17 protein-coding genes are annotated in these 19,863 nt (G+C 71.9%); 11 read left to right on the top strand and 6 right to left on the bottom strand.

The window, feature by feature from the left end:
* Positions 1-13 precede the first annotated feature (13 nt).
* The gene (locus ACWC9R_RS05020; protein ID WP_450728994.1) at positions 14-994 is read right to left on the bottom strand and encodes an NAD-dependent epimerase/dehydratase family protein; all 981 of its coding nucleotides are present in this window, start codon (positions 992-994) and stop codon (positions 14-16) included.
* A gap of 101 nt (positions 995-1,095) precedes the next feature.
* Here ACWC9R_RS05020 and ACWC9R_RS05015 point away from each other — a divergent pair, with 101 nt between their 5' ends.
* Positions 1,096-2,319 carry a GDSL-type esterase/lipase family protein gene (locus tag ACWC9R_RS05015; RefSeq protein WP_450728993.1) on the top strand — a complete coding sequence of 408 codons (1,224 nt, stop codon included), beginning with the start codon at positions 1,096-1,098 and terminating at the stop codon, positions 2,317-2,319.
* Here ACWC9R_RS05015 and ACWC9R_RS05010 read toward each other — a convergent pair.
* Positions 2,316-3,047, bottom strand: a complete 732-nt coding sequence (locus ACWC9R_RS05010; RefSeq protein WP_450728992.1) for a ribonuclease H family protein — start codon at positions 3,045-3,047, stop codon at positions 2,316-2,318. The two genes, ACWC9R_RS05015 and ACWC9R_RS05010, sit on opposite strands and share 4 nt — an antisense overlap.
* Positions 3,048-3,215: 168 nt before the next feature.
* On the opposite strand from ACWC9R_RS05010, the gene ACWC9R_RS05005 reads away from it, so the two are divergent.
* On the top strand, positions 3,216-4,436 hold the full coding sequence (locus ACWC9R_RS05005) for an alpha/beta hydrolase family protein (RefSeq protein WP_450728991.1): 1,221 nt from the start codon (positions 3,216-3,218) through the stop codon (positions 4,434-4,436).
* Positions 4,437-4,442: 6 nt separating this feature from the next.
* On the opposite strand, the gene ACWC9R_RS05000 is transcribed toward ACWC9R_RS05005, so the two are convergent.
* Positions 4,443-5,120, bottom strand: coding sequence for an AIM24 family protein (locus ACWC9R_RS05000; RefSeq protein ID WP_450728990.1), 678 nt, complete (start codon positions 5,118-5,120; stop codon positions 4,443-4,445).
* Between the two features lie 296 nt (positions 5,121-5,416).
* On the opposite strand from ACWC9R_RS05000, the gene ACWC9R_RS04995 reads away from it, so the two are divergent.
* The gene (locus ACWC9R_RS04995) at positions 5,417-6,919 is read left to right on the top strand and encodes a sugar transferase (protein WP_450728989.1); all 1,503 of its coding nucleotides are present in this window, start codon (positions 5,417-5,419) and stop codon (positions 6,917-6,919) included.
* Positions 6,920-6,989: 70 nt separating this feature from the next.
* Here ACWC9R_RS04995 and ACWC9R_RS04990 read toward each other — a convergent pair whose 3' ends face one another.
* On the bottom strand, positions 6,990-7,934 hold the full coding sequence (locus tag ACWC9R_RS04990) for a GDP-L-fucose synthase family protein (RefSeq protein WP_450728988.1): 945 nt from the start codon (positions 7,932-7,934) through the stop codon (positions 6,990-6,992).
* A gap of 180 nt (positions 7,935-8,114) precedes the next feature.
* Between ACWC9R_RS04990 and gmd the strand changes: the two genes are divergently transcribed.
* The 3 genes from gmd to ACWC9R_RS04975 are packed head-to-tail and all read left to right on the top strand — an operon-like array spanning position 8,115 to position 10,782.
* A complete protein-coding gene (gene gmd, locus ACWC9R_RS04985) occupies positions 8,115-9,128 on the top strand; it encodes a GDP-mannose 4,6-dehydratase (RefSeq protein ID WP_450728987.1) in 1,014 nt (337 codons plus the stop codon).
* Positions 9,125-9,661 carry a DapH/DapD/GlmU-related protein gene (locus ACWC9R_RS04980; RefSeq protein ID WP_450728986.1) on the top strand — a complete coding sequence of 179 codons (537 nt, stop codon included), beginning with the start codon at positions 9,125-9,127 and terminating at the stop codon, positions 9,659-9,661. The genes gmd and ACWC9R_RS04980 overlap by 4 nt, the downstream gene beginning before the upstream one ends.
* Positions 9,658-10,782, top strand: a complete 1,125-nt coding sequence (locus tag ACWC9R_RS04975) for a glycosyltransferase (protein ID WP_450728985.1) — start codon at positions 9,658-9,660, stop codon at positions 10,780-10,782. The genes ACWC9R_RS04980 and ACWC9R_RS04975 overlap by 4 nt, the downstream gene beginning before the upstream one ends.
* A gap of 38 nt (positions 10,783-10,820) precedes the next feature.
* Here ACWC9R_RS04975 and ACWC9R_RS04970 read toward each other — a convergent pair whose 3' ends face one another.
* Entirely contained in the window at positions 10,821-12,041 is a 1,221-nt protein-coding gene (locus ACWC9R_RS04970) for a glycosyltransferase (protein WP_450729038.1), read from the bottom strand.
* A gap of 186 nt (positions 12,042-12,227) precedes the next feature.
* Here ACWC9R_RS04970 and ACWC9R_RS04965 point away from each other — a divergent pair, with 186 nt between their 5' ends.
* From ACWC9R_RS04965 to ACWC9R_RS04945, 5 genes are all read left to right on the top strand, one after another.
* Entirely contained in the window at positions 12,228-13,733 is a 1,506-nt protein-coding gene (locus ACWC9R_RS04965; protein ID WP_450728984.1) for a hypothetical protein, read from the top strand.
* On the top strand, positions 13,730-15,394 hold the full coding sequence (locus ACWC9R_RS04960; RefSeq protein WP_450728983.1) for a polysaccharide biosynthesis tyrosine autokinase: 1,665 nt from the start codon (positions 13,730-13,732) through the stop codon (positions 15,392-15,394). Before ACWC9R_RS04965 ends, ACWC9R_RS04960 begins: the two co-directional genes overlap by 4 nt.
* Positions 15,391-16,962, top strand: a complete 1,572-nt coding sequence (locus ACWC9R_RS04955) for an oligosaccharide flippase family protein (protein ID WP_450728982.1) — start codon at positions 15,391-15,393, stop codon at positions 16,960-16,962. The genes ACWC9R_RS04960 and ACWC9R_RS04955 overlap by 4 nt, the downstream gene beginning before the upstream one ends.
* A gap of 118 nt (positions 16,963-17,080) precedes the next feature.
* Positions 17,081-18,592 carry a fibronectin type III domain-containing protein gene (locus tag ACWC9R_RS04950; protein ID WP_450728981.1) on the top strand — a complete coding sequence of 504 codons (1,512 nt, stop codon included), beginning with the start codon at positions 17,081-17,083 and terminating at the stop codon, positions 18,590-18,592.
* A 22-nt stretch (positions 18,593-18,614) separates the two neighbouring features.
* Positions 18,615-19,043, top strand: a complete 429-nt coding sequence (locus ACWC9R_RS04945; protein WP_362609032.1) for an adenylyltransferase/cytidyltransferase family protein — start codon at positions 18,615-18,617, stop codon at positions 19,041-19,043.
* Between the two features lie 70 nt (positions 19,044-19,113).
* Here ACWC9R_RS04945 and ACWC9R_RS04940 read toward each other — a convergent pair whose 3' ends face one another.
* A complete protein-coding gene (locus ACWC9R_RS04940) occupies positions 19,114-19,842 on the bottom strand; it encodes a CDP-alcohol phosphatidyltransferase family protein (RefSeq protein WP_450728980.1) in 729 nt (242 codons plus the stop codon).
* Between the last annotated feature and the right edge of the window lie 21 nt (positions 19,843-19,863).

Here is a 19,863-nt window from a genome sequence, read left to right as displayed (position 1 = left end):
GGCGCCCGTGCGGTCAGCCGTCGAGGACCGCGCCGTCGTACCGGGCGAGCAGCGCCCGCTCCTCCTCCGGGGAGTAGCCGGCCTCCAGCGGCGGCTCTCCAGCCGCGCGGTCCCAGGCCAGGACGTCGGCCGCGGTCACCTCCAGCGGGGTCGCGGGCAGGCCCGCCGCGCGGGCGCGGGCCGGACTGCGCTGCTGTGTCGGCCACTCCGTCCGCTCCGTCCGCACGAGCGGGAACATCGGCGGCCGCCCCTCGGGCGGCACCGGAACGATCTCGGCCTCCGTGCCCGCCACCCGCGCACACGTCTCGATGAGCCCGCCGAGCGTGGTCGGCTCGTCCGGCCCCACCGCGTGGAACGCGCCGGGACGCGCGTCGACGAGCAACTGCACCACCAGACGGGCCAGATCACGCGAGTCGATGACCTGCACCGGCTGTCCGGGGTCGGCGGGCAGGGCCACCCGTCCGCCGCGCGCGGCCCGGCGCACCCAGTACGTGAAGGCGCCCTGCGGGTCGTGCGGCCCGGCCACCCTTCCCGGCCGCACGATGGTGGCCCGTGCGCCGTACCGGGCCATCACATCGTCCTCGCAGGCCACCTTGAGCGGGCCGTAGGTGTCCTCACGGAGTTCCTCGGTGTGCCGCACGGGCGGGCGGCGCGGGGTGTCCTCGGTCGAGCCCGGTCCCACCCCCGTGTGCTGGTACACCGCGTGGCTGGAGACGAACAGGTATCGTCCGGCCCGGTCCCCCAGCGCGTCCATCGCCTGCCCGACATGCCGTGGCACATAGCCGCTGACATCCACGACCGCGTCCCACCTGCCGTCGCGCAGCGCCTCGTAGTCACCGGTCTCCCGGTCACCGATGAGCCGCGGCACCCCGGGGAACAGCCCGCCCCCGGTCCGCCCCCGGCCGAACAGGGTCACCTCGGCGCCTGTGCGCAGTGCATCCTCCACGATGGCGCGGCCCACGAACAACGTCCCGCCCAGTACCAGAATCCGCATGGTCCTGGACGCTACCGGCCCGCACGACACGGCGCGGCACGCCGCGGGGAGGGGCCGGAAAATGATGTGCGGATCAGGAATCCGGTTGACAGGCTGGGATCATGACCGCTCAGCCTGACCCCGCCCCCCGCTCCGCCGGTACGCCCCGGGCAACTGACTGGACCACCACGCCCGTTACCGCGGACCTGCTGCGCGGCGCGCTCGACCTGGAGCGCACCGAGCGCGGGGTGCTGCCCCACCGGCTGCCGGCCCGCGCCCGTGCCCAGTGCACCGACGGGCAGCTGGCCATGGCGGAGGCCCAGCCCTCCGGCGTACGGCTGGTGTTCCGCACCCGGGCCACCACCGTCGAACTGGACGCCCTGCGCACCAAGACCGCCTACCGGGGCGCGCCGCCCCGCCCCGACGGCGTCTACGACCTGTTCGTCGACGGGCAACTCGCCGGGCAGGCCGGGGTGAGCGACGGCAATATCCTGATGGTGGACATGACCACCATGACCGCGGAGACCCGGCCCGGACCGGCCGGCACCGCCCGGTTCACCGGTCTCCCCGACCGCGTCAAGGACGTCGAGATCTGGCTGCCGCACAACGAGATCACCGAGCTGATCGCCCTGCGCACCGATGCCCCCGTCGAGCCGCTCCCGGAGGCGGGCCGCAAGAAGTGGCTGCACCACGGCAGTTCGATCAGCCACGGTTCCGACGCCGCGAGCCCCAGCGCCACCTGGCCCGCGCTGGCCGCCACGCTCGGCGGGGTGGAACTGACCAATTTGGGCCTGGGCGGCAGCGCCCTGCTCGACCCGTTCACCGCCCGCGCCCTGCGGGACACTCCGGCGGACCTGATCAGCGTCAAGATCGGCATCAATCTGGTCAACGCCGACCTGATGCGGCTGCGCGCCTTCACTCCGGCGGTGCACGGCTTCCTGGACACCATCCGCGAGGGCCACCCCACCACCCCGCTGCTGGTCGTCTCGCCCGTGCTGTGCCCCATCCACGAGGACACCCCCGGCCCCAGCGTCCCGGACTTCAGCGACCTCGGCGCGGGAAGGCTCCGGTTCGCGGCCGCCGGCGACCCCGCGGAACGGGCCGCCGGGAAGCTGACGCTCAACGTCATCCGGGACGAACTGGCCCGCCTGGTGAAGCAGCGGTCGGCCGACGACCCGAACCTGCACCATCTCGACGGCCGCGCCCTCTACGGCGAGGCCGACTTCGCCGAACTGCCGCTCCCCGACCAGCTCCACCCGGACGCCGCGACCCACCGCCGCATCGGCGAACGCTTCGCCGCGCTGGCCTTCGGCGCGGACGGGCCGTTCGCTGCCGGGCGGGCTTAGGCCGTCCCGTCCCCCGCCCCCGCGCGGCAGGCGGGGTGTCCCCAGCCCTCCGGGTTCTTGGTGATGGGTTCGCCCGCCGCGTAGGAGCGGCCGCAGCGGCAGCGGCCGGGGAACTTGGCCTTCAGCGTCCGGGTCGACTTGCCCGGGGAGCGCCGCTGCGGTGCGGAGGCCTTCGCCGCCGCCGGGCCGGTGGCGCGGCGGGTGCCGGCGGTCCGTACGGCGTCGGGGGCGGGCGGCGGCTCCGGGGAGCCGAGCGCGCTGCCGGCGGCTTCCTGGGCGAGCGCGGCCTGGCTCGCCGCCCGGTCGGCGAAGTCGTTGAGCGGGTCGCCGTCCACCTGGTGCGCGGGGACGTACCGGAACTCCACGGAGCGGCCGGTGAGCAGCGCGTCGATACCGGCGACCAGTTCCTGGTTGGCGACCGGCTTGCCCGCGGCCGTCTTCCAGCCCTTGCGCTTCCAGCCGGGCAGCCAGGTGGTGACGGCCTTCATCGCGTACTGGGAGTCCATCCGGATCTCGATCGGGACGGCCGGATCGGTGGCTGTCAGCAGACGTTCCAGTGCCGTGAGTTCCGCGACGTTGTTCGTCGCGGTGCCCAGCGGCCCGGCCTCCCACCGGACGACGGTTCCCGCACCGTCGGCGAGGACCCAGGCCCAGCCCGCGGGCCCGGGGTTTCCTTTCGAGGCGCCGTCACAGGCGGCGATCACGCGTTCAGCCATGAGCGCGATCATGCCAGGCGGCGGCGCGCCGCGCGAAGCCGCCTCCGCGGGCCCGCGGAACGCCTGCCCGGCTCCGGCGTGCGCTTCCGCGCGGGGCTCCTACGCTGGAACACAGGCCCGTGCCACGAGCCGGGGGCAGCGGACGTGCCTACGGCGTGCCCGGAGTCGCCTGGAGTCGCCATGACGTACCGGTTCAGCGAGAACGAGCAGTTCAACTACGAGATCCTGCTCGCCCTGGGGTCGGCGTGGCGGCAGGGCGCCGATGCGGGCGAGGTGCTGACCGCCGCGTCCGCCACCGCGGACGGCGATGCCGAGACCTGGGTGTCGACCTGGGCCGCGCTCGCGCGCACGGTCCGCGCCCAGGCCGAGAAGTGCGCCGCCGACGGGCGGGCGGTCAGTGCCCGGGACGCGTTCCTGCGGGCGGCCGGCTACTTCGGTACGGCCCTGGTGGCGGTGGACGGATGCGCCGATCCGGAGGCACGGCTGAGCGAGCTCTTCACGGAGCACCGCGCCTGCTTCGACCGCTTCGCCGCGGCCTGGGACCCGCCGGCCGAGCGGGTCGCGATCCCCTATGAAGGGACTCCGCTGCCGGGCTACCTCGTCAGCCCGCCGGGCCGTGAGGGCGCGCTGCCGACGGTGATCGTCAACAACGGGAGCGACGGCCCGATGTCCGCCGCCTGGACGCTGCTCGGCGCACCGGCGGTGGCCCGGGGCTACCGTGCGCTGCTCTTCGACGGGCCCGGCCAGCAGTCCATGCTCTTCGAGCACGGGGTCACCTTCCGTCCCGACTGGGAGCACGTCATCACGCCGGTGGTGGACTTCCTGGCCGCCCGTGACGACGTCGACGCACGACGCCTCGTCCTGGCGGGGATCAGCCAGGCCGGTTACTGGGTGCCGCGGGCCCTCGCGTTCGAGCACCGGATCGCCGCCGCGGTCGCCGATCCGGGCGTCGTCGATGTCGTGGAGAGCTGGTGGCACCACCTCGGCCCGGAGCTGCGGGCGCTGTGGGACTCCGGTGACCGGGAGACCTTCGACCGGGTCATGAACGAGGCGCTGGAGGAGGCCCCGGCGCTGGGTGCCATGTGGCGCTGGCGGGCCAAGCCGTACGGCATCGCCTCCCCCTTCGAGCTGCTCACGGAGGTCTGCGCCTACACGGTCGCGCCCCTGACGGACCGGATCACCACCCCGCTGCTGATCACCGACCCCGAAGGGGAGCACTTCTGGCCCGGTGCCTCGCGGCGCCTGTACGACGCCCTGCCCGGCCCCAAGGAACTGGTCGCCTTCTCCGCGGCCGAAGGCGCGCATCTGCACTGCGAGCCGATGGGCCGCGCCCTGTTCGAGCAGCGGGTCTTCGACTGGCTGGACGCGCGCCTGGCCCCCGGGGCACCGGCCGGGGGCTGATCCGGATCAGTTGCCGGTTTCCTTCTCCGGGCGCAGCTCGCTGGGCCGTACGATCACGAACCCCTCGCCGTCCAGGCGGAGTTGGACAGCCTCACCCGAGCCGCCGCGGAGCATCGAGCCGAGGCTCTGCGAACGCTGCAGCGAGGTCTGCAGCGTGCTGCTCCAGCCGACCACGGCGTCGGTGTCGACGAAGACCGGGGACTGCGGGGACACCGGGATGACGAGGGGGTTGCCCTCACAGATCACACCGAGCCTGCCCTGGCCGCTGAAGACGGAGTTGAAGAGTCCGCCACCGGCCATTCCGGCACCCTTGACAACCTTGATCTCGTAAGAAAGGGACGGGTCGAAACACAGCACATTCCGGCCATTGACGGTGAGGGTGTCTCCGGCGGCGAAGTCGATGATGAAGCAGTTGGCGGCCTCGTGCGCGAACCACACCTCGCCGCGGCCCCGTACGGCCATCAGCGCCAGCCCCTCGCCGGTGACCGCGCGCTTGAGGAAGTTCCCTATGCCCTGTCCCTGCTTCTCGAACTGCAGGTCACCGCGGTACGCGACCATCGAGCCCTGCCGGGCGTAACACTCGCCGTCCAGCGCGTACTTGAGCGATTTGGCGTTCTGCTGCGTCATGCCGGGTGCGGTGGCCTGGGTGGCCATGTTCTCCGAGGCGAAAAGGTCACTGTGCATGACCGGCATGCTATCCAGGGGTGTACCTGACACACCGGAAAACCTACGGCGGCGGGTGCTGCCGGGCCGCGGGCCGGGACTCGCGCCCGGCCCCCTGATCCCCTCCCCGGGCGTCGGCCGAAACCAGATCACGTGTTCACGAGCTTGTAAACAATGAGACACAACAACACTCAAATTAGGTAAACCACAGCAGTCGGGCGCAACGTGCTCTAGCGTCACGTCCGACACGGGGGCGGTTGTGTGGCCGGGGGGCTCCAACCGCACCAGAAGTGAAGGGGACGACCAAGTGGGGGGCCATGGGGTTGTTCGAAGCTGCCGGGACACGGGTGATCGACTCACCTGCCGGTACAGCCAAGGTGGATCGCGCACCGGAACGCGAGGCGAAGGAAGGGCACGGGCCGACCGAACGGCGGCTGCGACAGCTGGCGTTGGCCGTCGACGCGGGCGCCGCCGTGCTGCCGGTGGGGCTGCTCTGTGCCGTGACACGGCAGCCTCAGCCGCTGCTCATCGCGGTGCTGGCGGGAGCCTCGTGGCTCGCCGTGGGGGCATCGAAGAATCGTTACAGCCGGAAGGAGCCCGCCGAGGACGACGCCGCCCTGCCCGTCTTACGGGACTGGCTGACCATGCTGGGCGTCCTGGCCGTCGTCTGCGTCGTGGCGCGGCTGGAGGTCTCGCTCCAGGTCTGTGTCGTGGCGCTGCTGCCGTGCCTGGCACTGGGCGTGGCCCGGCGCCGGCTCGTACACCGCTATCTGCTGGCCATCCGGCGTCGCGCACAGGCGCTGCGCCGGGTGCTGATCGTCGGGGAGGCGGGCGCCGTCGACACGGTGCTCGCGGAGCTGGCGCACCGCACCGACCATGAGTACGTCGTCGTCGGCAGCTGTCTCGTCGGCGAGGAGACCACCGACACGGCGGTGCCCGTACCCGCCCGGCTCGCCGCGGACGGGAACGCGGCCGAAGCGGCACGGGACGGCGAGACCGTCCTCGGGTGCGCCGCCGAAGTCGACGCCGACGTCGTCTTCGTGGCGCCCGGCCGTCAGTTGTCGGCCGCGCGGGTGCGGCGGCTCGCCTGGGCCCTGCACGACGGGGGGCGGAATCTGGCCATACTGCCTGGCCTGCTCGATGTGTCGCAGCACCGGGTCCGGCTCGCGAAGGCGGCGGGCCTGACGGTGATGCACATAGACCCCGCGACGCGGCGCGGCATGCCGGTGCTGCTGAAGCAGATCACCGACCGGCTGGGCGCACTGCTGCTGCTCCTGCTGCTCTCCCCGGTGTTCGCCTTGGTGGCGGCCGCGATAAGGCTCTCCTCCAACGGGCCGGTGTTCTACTGGCAGATCCGGATCGGCCAGGACCTGATGCCGTTCCGGATGTGGAAGTTCCGCACGATGGTCGTCACCGCCGACCGGATGCGGGCCGCGCTGGAGACGGCGAACGAGCACGACGGGGCGATGTTCAAGATGCGGCGCGATCCACGGGTGACCCCCGTGGGCCGGCTGCTGCGCCGCTTCTCGCTGGACGAACTGCCCCAGCTGTTCAACGTCCTGGCCGGCCATATGTCCCTGGTCGGGCCGCGGCCCCCGCTGCCCGAAGAGGTGGAGCGGTATGACGGGACCGAGCTGCGCCGGCTGTCGGTGAAGCCGGGGCTGACCGGGCTCTGGCAGGTCAGCGGGCGGTCCGACCTCTCCTGGGACGAGACCGTCGCCCTGGACCTGAGCTATGTGGACAACTGGTCCTACAGCCGTGACATAGGGGTGCTGGTCCGTACCGTGCGTGCCGTCGTGGACGGGCGCGGTGCGTACTAGCGGTCCGCGGAGTGCGTCCGGCGCCTCGCCGCGAGGCGGGCGCCGGGCACACGGCACGGTGCGGGAACGGTCACACGGAAGCGGGCTCCGCACGCCACGCCTGATAGGTCCGGGCGATGCCCTCGGCCAGCGGAATGGTCGGCGACCAGCCCAGGGCACGCATCCTGCTGATGTCGAGCAGCTTGCGCGGGGTGCCGTCGGGGCGGGACGGGTCGAAGGAGATCCGGCCCTCGTACCCGACCGCGGCGGCGACACAGGAGGCCAGGTCGGCGATGGTCAGGTCACTGCCGCAGCCGACGTTGACCGTGTCGTCGCCGTCATAGCGGCGCAGCAGCACCTCGCAGGCCGCGGCCAGGTCGTCGACGTGCAGGAACTCGCGCAGCGGGGTGCCGGTGCCCCAGAGGGTGAGTTCCGGCAGCCCCTGCTCCTTCGCCTCGTGGAAGCGGCGGATGAGCGCGGGCAGCACATGCGAGGTCTCCAGGTCGAAGTTGTCGCCCGGCCCGTAGAGGTTCGTCGGCATGGCGGAGATGAAGGAGGCTCCGTACTGCCGGCGGTAGGAGCGGATCTGGACGAGGCCGGCGATCTTGGCTATCGCGTAGGCCTCGTTGGTGGGCTCCAACGGCCCGCTCAGCAGGGCCTCTTCGGTGATGGGCTGGGCGGCGTGCTTGGGGTAGATACAGCTCGACCCGAGGAACAGCAGCCGGCGCACCCCGGCCCGGTGCGCGCCCGCGATGACACTGAGCTGGATGCTCAGGTTGTCCTCCAGGAACTGCACGGGGTAGGTGCTGTTGGCCATGATTCCGCCGACCTTGGCGGCCGCCAGGACGACGGCGTCGGGCCGCGCCGAGCGCAGGTACTCCTCGGTGGCGCCGGCGTCCCGCAGGTCGAGTTCGGCACGGGTACGGGTCAGCACGTCGTAGCCCCGGTCGGTCAGCCGCCGGGCCACGGCGGAGCCCACCAGGCCCCGGTGGCCCGCGACGAAGACACGAGCGGGTGTGGGCAGCAAGTCATCCATGGGCCGGATTGTGTCAGTCAACCCGATACGCCCACCCGCTATTTCAGGAAATATCTGCCGCCCGACGCTCTCGACCGGCGACGTCGGAGCGGGTAGCGTCCACGCCCCCGCGGTCCGCCGGCGCGTGGGTAACTCAGCAAGTCCAATCCCGATGCACATCACTTCTCGTGGGGGGAAGCCATGCCGAAAACCGCGGTCATCACCGGAATTACCGGTCAGGACGGGTCGTATCTCGCCGAATTGCTGCTGGGCAAGGGCTATGAGGTGCACGGGCTGATGAGACGCTCGTCGAGCTTCAACACCGAGCGCATCGACCACATCTACCAGGACCCGCACACCCCCGACCGGCGGCTGCTGCTGCACCACGTCGACCTGTCGGACGGGGTGGCCCTGGTGAACCTGCTGCGCGACGTGCAGCCGGACGAGGTCTACAACCTCGGGGCCCAGTCCCATGTGCGGGTCTCCTTCGACGCGCCGCTGTACACCGGTGACGTGACCGGGCTGGGCGCCGTACGGCTGCTGGAGGCCATCCGCGCCAGCGGGGTGCAGACCCGGCTCTACCAGGCCTCGTCCTCGGAGATGTTCGGCGCCACCCCGCCGCCGCAGAACGAGTCGACGCCCTTCCACCCGCGCAGCCCGTACGGCTGCGCCAAGGTCATGGCCTACTGGTCCACGGTCAACTACCGTGAGGCCTATGGCCTGTTCGGGGTGAACGGGATTCTCTTCAACCACGAGAGCCCGCGGCGCGGCGAGACCTTCGTGACCCGCAAGATCACCCGGGCGGTGGCGCGCATCCAGGCGGGCCTTCAGGAACACCTCTACCTCGGCAACCTCGACGCCGTCCGCGACTGGGGCTACGCCCCCGAGTACGTCGAGGCCATGTGGCGGATGCTCCAGCAGGACGAGCCCGACGACTACGTGGTGGCGACCGGAGTGGCCGCGACCGTACGGGACTTCCTCCAGGCCGCCTTCGACTCGGTGGGGCTGGACTGGGAGCGCAGTGTGCGCTTCGACCCGAAGTACGAGCGGCCCTCCGAGGTGGACGCGCTCATCGGCGACGCGTCCAAGGCCAAGAACCTGCTGGACTGGTCGGCGAAGGTGCAGTACGACGAACTCGCCCGGATCATGGTGGAGTCGGACATACGGCAGCTGGAGGACGAACTCTCCGGTCACCGGGTGCGGGTGGACCGATGACGGTCACCGCCACCGACCGCCGGCTGAGCGGCTTCACCGGCGCCGGCTACGACAAGGGCCGGGGGCTGCTGATGCAGGTCGCCTGGTTCGTCGTGCTCAACGTCGTGTTCACGAAGTGGTGGTGCCCGCCACGGCTGCGGCCCCCGCTGCTGCGGCTCTTCGGCGCCCGGGTCGGTGAGCGGGTGCTCATCCGGCACCGGGTACGGGTGCAGTGGCCGTGGAAGCTGACGATCGGCGACGACGTCTGGGTGGGTGAGGAGTCCTGGCTGATCAACCTGGAACCGATCACTATCGGCCATGATGTCTGTGTGTCCCAGGGTGCCCTGTTGTGCACCGGCAGCCACCAACGCCGCTCCCCCACCTTCGAGTTCGACAACGCGCCGATCCGTCTGGAGCCCGGCTCCTGGGTGGCCGCCCGTGCGATGGTGCTGCGCGGGGTCACCGTGGGGGCGGATGCGGTCGTCGGGGCCGGCGCGGTCGCCCACCGCGATGTGCCGCCGGGGGCCGTGCACACCACCGGGGGTGCCGTATGAGGATCACCCATGTCGTGACGCTGGTCAGCGATGACGGGGCGTACGGCGGTCCGGTGAGCGTGGCCACCGGGCAGCTGGGCGAACTGGCCTCGCGGGGGCACGAGGTGGAGCTGGTCTCGCTGTGGCGGGGCCGGAGCGCGCCCCCGCGGTCCGTGGACGGGGTGCCGCTCCGCGCCCGGACCGCCCGCACGCTGGTGCCGGGGCAGGGCTTCCTCGGCCTCTTCCACCCGGCGCTGCTGCCCACGCTCTGGCGGCGGGTGGGCAAGGCCGACGCCCTGCATCTGCACGCCGGGCGGGACCTGGTGTCGCTGGCCGCGCTGGCGGTGGCCGTGGTGCGCCGCCGGCCGTTCCTCGTACAGACCCACGGCATGGTCCAGCCGCGCGGCTCCGCCGTGGCCCGGCTCTTCGACCGGGTCTATGTCCCGCTGCTGCGGCGGGCGAGCGCGGCGCTGGTGCTCACCGACGAGGAGGAGACCGGGCTGCGGAAGGTGCTGGGCCCGCGCGGGCCACGGCTGGTCCGGCTCCCCAACGGGGTGCGCTCCCGCCCGGCCGACACGGCGCGCGGCGAGACGGATGTGCTCTTCCTCGCCCGTCTGCAGAGCCGCAAGCGCCCCGAGGCGTTCGTGCGGATGGCGGCGCTGGTGCACGACAAGCGACCCGAGGTGACCTTCACCCTGCACGGTTCGGACGAGGGCCGGCTGGCGGAGGTCCGGCGGCTGATCGCCGAGGAGGGGCTGGGCGAGGTGGTGACGTACGGCGGGGCCCTCGACCACGACGCCGCGGTGCGGCGGACGGCGCGGGCCACCGTGTACGTCCTGCCCAGCGTCGACGAGCCGTTCCCGATGAGCGTGCTGGAGTCGCTGGCGGTGGGCACCCCGGTGGTCTGCACCGGCAGCTGCGGGATCGCCGGTGCGCTGCGGAAACGTGAGGCGGCGATGGTGACCGACGGTTCACCCGAGGAGCTGGCGGACGCGGTGCTGCGGCTCCTGGAGGACCGGCCGCTGCGGGAGCGCATGACCCGCGCGGGGCACGCGGCCGTCGAGGCGGAGTTCTCCCTCGCGGCCGTGGCCGACCGGCTGGAGGAGTGGTACGGGTCCCTCGCCCGGACCGGCACCGGCTGACCGGAGCGGCGGGGGCCGGCCGCCCCCGCCGCCCCCGTTCACCGTGCGGCGGCCCGACCGGCCCGGGCGACCCGCAGCAGCTCGGTGATCCGCTCCAGGCCGGCCCGGCTGCTCAGCCGCTGCTCGACGTACCGCGGCCCCTGGGCGCCCAGCCGGGCCGCCCGTCCGGGCTCCTCGGCGAGCGCGCGGACCTCCGCCAGCAGCGCCTTCGGGTCCTCCGGCGCGAGCACCGTCCCGGCACCCGAGCGCAGCACCTCCTGCGCGGTGCCCCCTTCGGCGGCCACCGAGGCGATCACCGGCCGGCCCGTCATGAAGTACGAGGTCAGCTTGGACGGCAGACTCATGTCGAGCACCGAGGCCTTCTGCGTCACCGCGAGCACATCGGCGGCGGCGAGCACCTCGGGGAAGTCCTCGGCGCCGGCGGGCGGCAGGAAGGTCAGCGCGGAGACGTCCGCGGCGAGCCGTTCCAGGTGCGCGCGCTGGTTGCCGTCCCCCATGAGCACGAACCGCACCGGCGCGGCCTCCTGGTCCGCCAGCCGCGCGGCCTCGACCAGCACCTCCAGCCCCTGCTTGAGGCCCATGTTGCCGGCGTGCAGCACCACGGTCTCCCCGGCGGACCAGCCCAGGCGCTCCCGGGTGCGGTCCCGGTCGCCGCTCGGGCCCTGTACATGCGTCCAGTTGGGCACCACATGCACCCGTGCGCGCGGCACGCCCATCGCGGTGACCCGGTCCACGAACGACTCGTGCACCACCCCGACGACGGCCGCCTGGCGCAGCACCCGGGCCTCCACCGCCCCGGCCAGCGCGGCGGCCCGGCCCCCGCCCTGGATACCGCTCTGCTCGGCGGCGGCCCCCATCAGGTCCTGGACGACCACGACATGCGGGACCCCGGCCTGCCGTGCCAGGCGCCCGCCCAGCACTCCCCCGGCCAGACTGGGCATCTGGGAGAGCACCACGTCGGGGCGGATACGCGGAGGTGTCAGGGCGCCGTGGACGAGGATGCTCGCCTCGAACAGCGCCCGGCGCAGGGCGGTCTGGTGCGGCGGTACGGTGTGCCGCCTGCGGTGCACGGTCACGCCGCCGCGGCGCTCCCGGACCCGCCACCGGCCGCGGTAGCCGTCGGCCACCCGCCAGGCGGGGTAGTGCGGCATGCCGGCGAGGACATGGGTGTCGGCGCCGGATGCGGCCAGATGCTCGGCGATCTGGGTCGAGTACGGCCCTATGCCGGTGTGTTCGGGTGCGTAGTTGGTCGAGACCACGAGCACACACCGGCCCGCGAACGAGTCTTCCACGAATGGCCCCCCTCAGGATGTGCGGTCATCGTAGGAGCCCGCCGCGGCCCGCGGGCTGTGAATTGGGTTGCGATTGTGTCCCGAAGGCGACCTTGTTTTCCTGATGTCCCTTAGATTGTGGTCGCTGGTGGGGAGTTGGGGGGAGGTGGGCCGATGCCGCACGGGAACCGTCCGGGCGCCGCGGTGCCGGTACGCGGTGTCGCCGCGCTGTGCTGCTGGGCGCTGCTGCTGGTGGTGCTGCTGCCGGTGCTGATCCTGCAGTCGCTGGACGCCCGTTTCGGCGCCGCGCTCGCCGTGCAGTGCGTGGTGGTGGTGCACACGGGAGCGGCGCTGGCCCGGGTGCTGACCGATGTCCGGGCTCGGCTGATCGCCTTCGGTTTCTGGCTCTTTTCCTACGTGTGGCTCGGGCTCGCGCCGCTGGCGATGCTCGCGACGGACGCGTACCCCCGGGGCTTCGTCGTCGACGCGAACACCGCCTTCGTGACAACCGCCGTGGTGGAGACGGGACTTCTGGCCTACAGCGCGGGATCGGCGGTGGCGTCCTGGCGGTCCGCGCGCACCTCCACGGTGCTCGAACCGGTGCTGGCCCGGCGGCTGTCGCCGGGGCGGGTGCTGCTGCTGTGCGGTGCGGCGCTGCTGCTGACGGTCGCGCTGATCCCGGGACAGGGCGGGCTGTCGGCGTTCTTCCTCAGCCGGCAGGCCGCCAACGAGGCGGCGGCGCAGGCGGCGCCGGCCGCGTCCGCCGACCGGGCGATGGCCGCCTGGGCGCTGTCGGTGCCGGCCTTCTGGGCGCTGGTGGGGCTGGTGCACGTACCGCGCTTCACCGCCGGCGACCGGACCCTGCGCGGGTTACGGTGGCTGCTGCTGCCGTTACTGGTGGCGGTGAACGTGGTGGTCAACAACCCCATCAGCCAGCCGCGGTTCTGGGCCGGCACGGTCCTGCTGGCGCTGCTCTTCGGCGCGTCCTGGCTGCGCGGGCCGCGGGCCTTCCGGTTCGGCGCGGCGGCCGTGGCGGCCGTGGTGCTGGTGGTCTTCCCGTACAGCGACTACTTCCGCTACGACAAGCGCGAGGCGGTCCAGGTCGTCTCGCTCGCCGAGCAGTTCACATCCAACGGTGACTATGACGCGTTCCAGCAGATCGAGACGGGCGTGGACTATGTCGATACGCACGGCTTCACCCCGACGGCCGCGCTGGGACCCCCGCTCTTCTTCGTGCCGCGTGCCGTCTGGCCCGGCAAGCCCGATGACGCGGGCATCCTGCTCGCCCGGCACGCCGGCTACACCTTCGAGAACCTCTCCGCGCCGTTGTGGATCGAGTCGTACATGTGGGCCGGCTTCCCGTCGGTGATCGCGGTCTTCGGCCTCATCGGCGCGGTGGGACGCCGCATCGACGATCTGCGGCACCGGCTGCGGCACCGCTCGGGGACCCTCGCCGCGCTGCTGGTGCCGGCCTTCGGCTTCTACCAACTGGTCCTGCTGCGCGGCAGTCTGATGGCCATCGTGGGCCCGCTCGCGCTGCTGGTCTGCATCCCGCTGCTGATCACCCGTAAACCGGGACGGCGGACCTCTCCGCCGTCCGCGGAGGACCCCGGGCACACCTCGACGTCCCCGGCGCACCGCGCCGCCTTGCCGCAACCCACAGGAGGAGCACGTACGTGAGCGTCTTCGACGAGCCCGCGGAGGAGCCGGACCAGATCCGGGACCAGCTGCGCCAGCTCTTCCGGTATCGCGCCCTGGTCGTCCTGGGGCTGGTGCTGGGCATGCTCGGCGGTGGCGCCGTGTCCCTGCTCGGCGGCTCCACCTACACGGCGACCGGCGAGGTCGTGGTGCACGCGATCAGTACGGCGCCGTTCGAGGCCGGCGGGGTCTCGGTGGACAAGCAGATCAGCATGGGCACCGAGCGGCAGATCGCGCAGAGCGCGTCGGTCGCGGCCGGTGCGGCCAAGGCACTGAAGCTGGACACGGAGCGGGCCGCGCTCCAGCGCGATCTGCGGGTGAGCAATCCGCCCGAGACCCAGACCCTGATGTTCGAGTACAGCGCGGACTCCCCGGACCGGGCGTCCGCGCTGGTCAACGCCTTTGTGCACGCGTATCTCGACTACCGGCAGGACGCGGCGACCCAGCGGATAGACAAGACGGTCAGCAAGCTGAGCGACGAGCTCAAGCCGTTGCAGGAGCAGCGCAAGGTGCTGGACCGGCGGATCGCGGCCGGCAGCGGCGGGCGGGCCACCGATGAGTCCGAGCGCAGCAACCTGGTGTCGGAGATAGCGGATCTGCAGGGCCGGATCTCCAGTCTGAAGTCCCTCGACACCACGCCCGGCGACATCGTCCGCAAGGGCGATCCGCCGGCCTTCCCGTCCAGTCCCGGCCTGGTGGTGCTGCTGCTGGCCGGGGCCGTGGTCGGTCTGGTGCTGGGCATCCTGGCGGCCTGGGTCCGCTCGGTGCTGGAGCCGCGGGTCCGCTCGGTGGCGGATGTGCAGGACAATCTGCGGGCCCCGGTGCTGGGCATCCTGCCGCGCCGGCAGGGTGGTGCGGAGCTGCTGGAGGTCGGGCGCAGCGGCCGCGGCAACCGGGCGGAGGCCTACCGGACGATCGCCTTCCGGCTGGTCCACGACCAGCGCTTCGCGGGCCGCGGCAGCCTGCTGGTCGTCTCCCCCCGGGAGCACGCGGAGGCCGTCTCGGTGGCGGTCAACCTGGCCGGCGCGTTCGCCGAGATCGGCAACGACATCCTGCTGGTCGAGGCCGATCTGCGCACTCCGCAGCTCGCCCAGCGGCTCCCGGTGCACCCCGGTCACGGCCGTCCGGTGCCGGGCGGCTGGGCGGAGGGTGAGCGGCTCGCCGTGGACGCGGGGGCGGACGGGCGGTTCGATCTGCTGCCCGGCCGGGAGGTGCCCAATCCGGCCCGTGCCCTGTCCTCGCCGCAGTTCGCACGGCTGCTGAACACGGCGTCGGGCCCGAACGAGAACGTGGTCGTCGTCACCGGGCCGCTGCTGTCGCACGCGGACGGGCTGGCCGTCGCCAAGCAGGCGGCCGGTGTCGTGGTGGTGTGTGACCTCAACGAGGTCCGGCGGGACGACCTGGACCGGGTGTGGGAGCTGATCACCGGCGCCGGCGGGCACATCCTGGGAGCCGTCCTGGACAAGGGCGGCCGCGGGACCTCGCTGCGCCGGCTGTCGGACGGCGGACCGACGCACCGCAAGCGCGGCCGGGGCCGTCCGCGGGCCGCCGCGGTGACCCCGCGGCCGGGCCCGCCGCCGCGCATCGGCCCGCCGCAGGAGGGCCCGCGCCTCGACGCCGACACCACCTCGCTGCGCAGGTGACGGGCATCCGTCCGGCGGACCCGGCCGGCCGGCCCGCACCGGCGGCCACGGACGGGACCGCGGCCGGCGGGGGCGGCGTCGGCAGGACCGCCCGGGGCAGTATGTTCGGCCTGGCCGGCTCGGCCGCCAACGCGCTGTTCGGGTTCGTCCTCGTCGCCGTCGTCACCCATGGCCTCGGGGCCGGCGGGGCCGGTGCGGTCTTCACGGGTGTCGCGGCCTTCACCATCCTGAGCAACGCGCTGAAACTGGGCGCCGACACCGCGCTGGTCCGCTTCGTCTCCCGGGACCTGGAACTCAGCGGCGGCGCCGGCGTTCCGGGGCTGCTGCGGATCTCGGTGCTGCCGACGCTGCTGGCGAGCACCGCGGGCGCGGTGGTGCTGCTGTGCTCCCCCGGGCTCGCCGGTCTGCTGCTGCCCGAACTCGATCCGGGCCAGGCCGTCGCGCTGGTACGGCTGTTCGCGGTCTTCCTGCCGGTGACGACGGTGGCGCTGGTGCTGCTCGGGGCCACCCGGGGGTACGGCTCGGTGGTGCCCTTCGTGGGTGTGGAGCAGATCGGGAAGCCGGCCCTGCGGGTCCTGCTCGCGGTGCCGCTGGTGCTGCTCGCCCCGAGCGTGGCCGGGCTCTCCGCTGCGTGGCTGGTGCCCGGGGTGCTGGGGGCGGTGGCCGCCGGTGTGTCGCTGCGCCGGTCCCTGCGCGCGCATCCGGGTACGGGTCAACCTCCTTCGCAGGCACGGGAGTTCTGGGCGTTCGCCGGGCCGCGGGCGGTCTCCTCCGTCTTCGACATCACCGCGGTGTGGATCGGGGTGATCCTGCTCTCGGTGCTGGGCACCGGCACCGACGCCGGCATCTACACCGCGATCGGGCGGCTGGTCACCGCGGGGACGCTGCTCCAGCTGGCGATCCGGCTGGCGGTGGCGCCGCAGATCAGCCGTCTGACGGCGGGCGGCGAGGCGGCCGGGGCCCGTCATCTGCACGGGGTGTCGACGCGCTGGATCGCGCTGTTCTCCTGGCCCGTGTTCCTGGTCCTCGCCGCCTTCCCCCGGACCGTGCTGTCGCTCTTCGGCCCCGGCTTCGGTGACGGCGCGTCGGGGCTGGTGATCCTGGCGGCCGCCTGTCTGGTCAATGTCGGCGTCGGCAACGCGCAGACGGTCATCCTCATGGCCGGGCGGAGCGTCTGGAACCTGGTGGTCGCGGGCACCGCGTTCGTGCTCCAACTGGGCACCGGTGTATGGCTGGTGCCCCGGTACGGGGTGCTGGGGGCGGCGGTCTCCTGGGCTCTGGCGATCGTGGTGGACAACGGTGCCTCGGCGCTGCTGGCCCGCTACCGCCTGGGCTTCCGCACCGTCGACCGGGGTTATCTGTACGCCGCGGCGATCGGCCTCGTGACGGTGGCGCTCCCGGTGTCCGCCCTGCGGTTGCTTTTCGGCGACAGCCTTCCGGGCGCCCTTTTGGGAATTGTTTTAGCCATTGGGGCTTTCTGCGCCGCCGTCTGGCGCTATCGTTTGCCGCTGGGGGTAGGGGAGTTCTTCGGGGCGCTGCGCAAGCGTGGTTCGGGAAACTCACAGTGAACAGTGGGCCCATTTCCGCACAGAACTCTTCGTGTCACCACGTCCTACCCTGACAATTCCGATCGCGCCATGCTTCCAGGGGGGACCTGTGCGCCAAAGAAGCAGACCTGTCCATCTCTTGCTCGCCGCCGCTGTGCTGGGCACCGCGGCAACGGCCCTTTCCGCCGGTCCCGCGCAGGCCACCGGTGAATCCACCGTCACCGCCGATCCGCTGAGCACGTGGCAGACCGATGGCATCGTGTGGGCCATGGCCTATGCCAAGGGCATCGTTTACGTAGGAGGCACCTTCAGCCACATCCGGCCGCCGGGCGCAGCCCCCGGCTCATCCGGAGAGCTCGCCCGCAAGAACTTCGCTGCCTTCGACGCCAAGACCGGCGAACCGCTGTCGTGCGCCCCGGCGTTCACCGGCGGCACGGGCACCATCCGTGCCATGAAGGCCTCGCCCGACGGCTCGAAGATCTACATCGGCGGCTCGTTCGGGAAGGCCGGCCCGGTGGGCCGGTCCAACACGGCCGCCCTCAACACCTCCGACTGCACCATCGGCGCGGACTGGCAGCCGACGGTCAGCTCGACCGTCCGGGCCCTGGACGTCACCGCCGACACGGTCTACGTCGGCGGCGGCTTCGACACCGTCCAGGGGCAGACCCGCGAGCGGATCGCCGCACTGCGGCCCGACGGCGAGCTGCTCCCGTTCAAGGCGACGATCCGTGGTTCCTCGGTCGGCAACGACCCGACACCGGCGGTCAACGCCATCACGGTCGCTCCCCAGCTCAACAAGGTCATCATCGGTGGCCGGTTCACCTCGGTGAACGGCAGCTGGCTGACCGTGCACGCGCTGGCCGGGCTGGACGCGACGACCGGCCGGGTCGTCAACTCCTTCAGCGGCTGGATTCCCCAGCGGTCGGCGGTCAAGTCGCTCGTCAACGACGGGACCAACTTCTATCTGGGCGCCGAGGGCACCGGCGGCGGGGTCTTCGACGGCCGCGCCGCGGGCCGGCTGTCGGACGGCGGGCAGCTCTGGAAGGACACCTGCCTGGGCGCCACCCAGGCGGTGCTGCCGTACAAGGGCGTCCTCTACAGCGGCTCCCACGCGCACGACTGCTCCAACACCCCCGGCGGGTTCACCGACATCAGCAACCGTCAGCACTTCCTGGCGCAGTCGATCTCGGACAAGACGATCCTGCCGTGGTTCCCGGACACCAACGACGGGATCGGCGAGCAGATCGGCCCGCGGGCGCTGACCGTGGGGGACGGCATCCTGTGGGCGGGCGGCGAGTTCACCACCGTCAACGACGCGCCGCAGCAGGGTCTGACCCGGTTCGCGGCGGCGCCGGACACCGGGGCGCCGCAGGTGCCGCTGCTCAGCGGTGCGAGCGGGTCCCGGGGCAGGATCACGCTGAACTGGAAGGCCTCGTGGGACCGGGACGACGGTGTCCTGACCTACAAGATCTACCGGGACGGCGAGTACCTGACCTCGGTCAACCAGGATTCGCGCTACTGGAACCGCCCCAACATGAGCTACACGGACACCGTGGAGCCCGGGACGCAGCACCGGTACTCGATCGAGGTCACCGACGGCACGAACGTGTCCGGGCGCAACGGCCCGGTCTATGTGACCGCCAGGAACTGACCGAACGCCGAGTGGGGGGTAAATGACGCACCGAGTAGGTTATGCGCCCGGGGTCTATGACCTGTTCCATGTCGGGCACCTGAACATTCTCCGGCACGCCAAAAGCCAGTGCGACTATCTGGTGGCCGGTGTCGTCTCGGACGAAATGGCGGTGCAGGCGAAAGGGCAGGCACCGGTCATTCCGCTGACCGAGCGGCTGGAGATCGTACGCAGCGTCCGTTTCGTGGACGCGGCGTTCGTCGAGACGGTGCCCGACAAATTGGAGACCTGGCAGCAGGTGCGGTTCGACGTCATTTTCAAGGGCGACGACTGGCGGGGTACACCCAAGGGCGACAAGCTCGAAAAGGACTTCGCCACGGTCGGGGTCGAGGTGGTCTATTTCCCCTACACCGTGCACACCTCGAGCACCCTGCTGCGTACGGTGCTCGACGGGCTCGCGAATTCCGCGTGACCGGATGACCCGGTCCGGTGTGCCCGGACCGGGTCGCCCGCCCTGGTGAGAGCTGCCCGTCCCCGGCCCGTCAGCGGCCGGGGGCGGACAGCTCCCGGTACCACTTCACCAGGAACGCCACCATGAACAGGAGATGGGCGGCGAGCAGGCAGCAGTACGCCACCAGGAACGCGTCACGGCTGCCGAACAGCAGGAACAGTGCGCAGAACACCCCGTAGTCGACCGGAAGCAGGGCGACGGAGCGCAGGGTGGAGGCGGGTGCCGCGGGCGCCGGGCCGGTACCGTTCCGCAGCCGGTCGGCGCGCTTGAGCTGTTCGGTGAGGATGCCGCCGAAGAACACCATCACCGCGGCGAACTGGAAGGCGACGGGAAGGAACAGATACCGAGGGTCGGAGAAGCCGAAGTGGCGGTAGAACGAGACGAGTACGGCCATGTGGAGGGCGAGCATCTTCGCGCAGTCGACCACATGGTCCAGCCACTCCCCCGCGGCACTGCCGGTTCCGGTCAGCCGGGCGAGCTGTCCGTCGGCGGAGTCCAGGGCGAAACCGAGGAACAACGCCGCGAAAATGCCCGCCGCCGCGGCGGGCGAGGGGCGGAGCACCGCAATCATGACCACACCGGCGAAGGTGAAAACCCCGCTGATGAGGGTGACTTGATTGGGTGTCAGTCTGAGACCGTAGCCCGCGGCGGCTAACACCCGGCCGGCCGGCCGGTTCACATAGCGCGAGTACAGGGACACTCCCTTCGCGGATTTCTGGGCCGCAGACAGCTGTCTGATCGCATAACCGAACTGGCTCATGTCCCCCACCTGATGAATGGA

It is taken from the genome of Streptomyces sp. NPDC001219, from assembly GCF_053597915.1.
The sequence above is the reverse complement of the archived record's forward strand: the minus strand, read 5'-3'. Positions and strand labels throughout refer to the sequence as shown.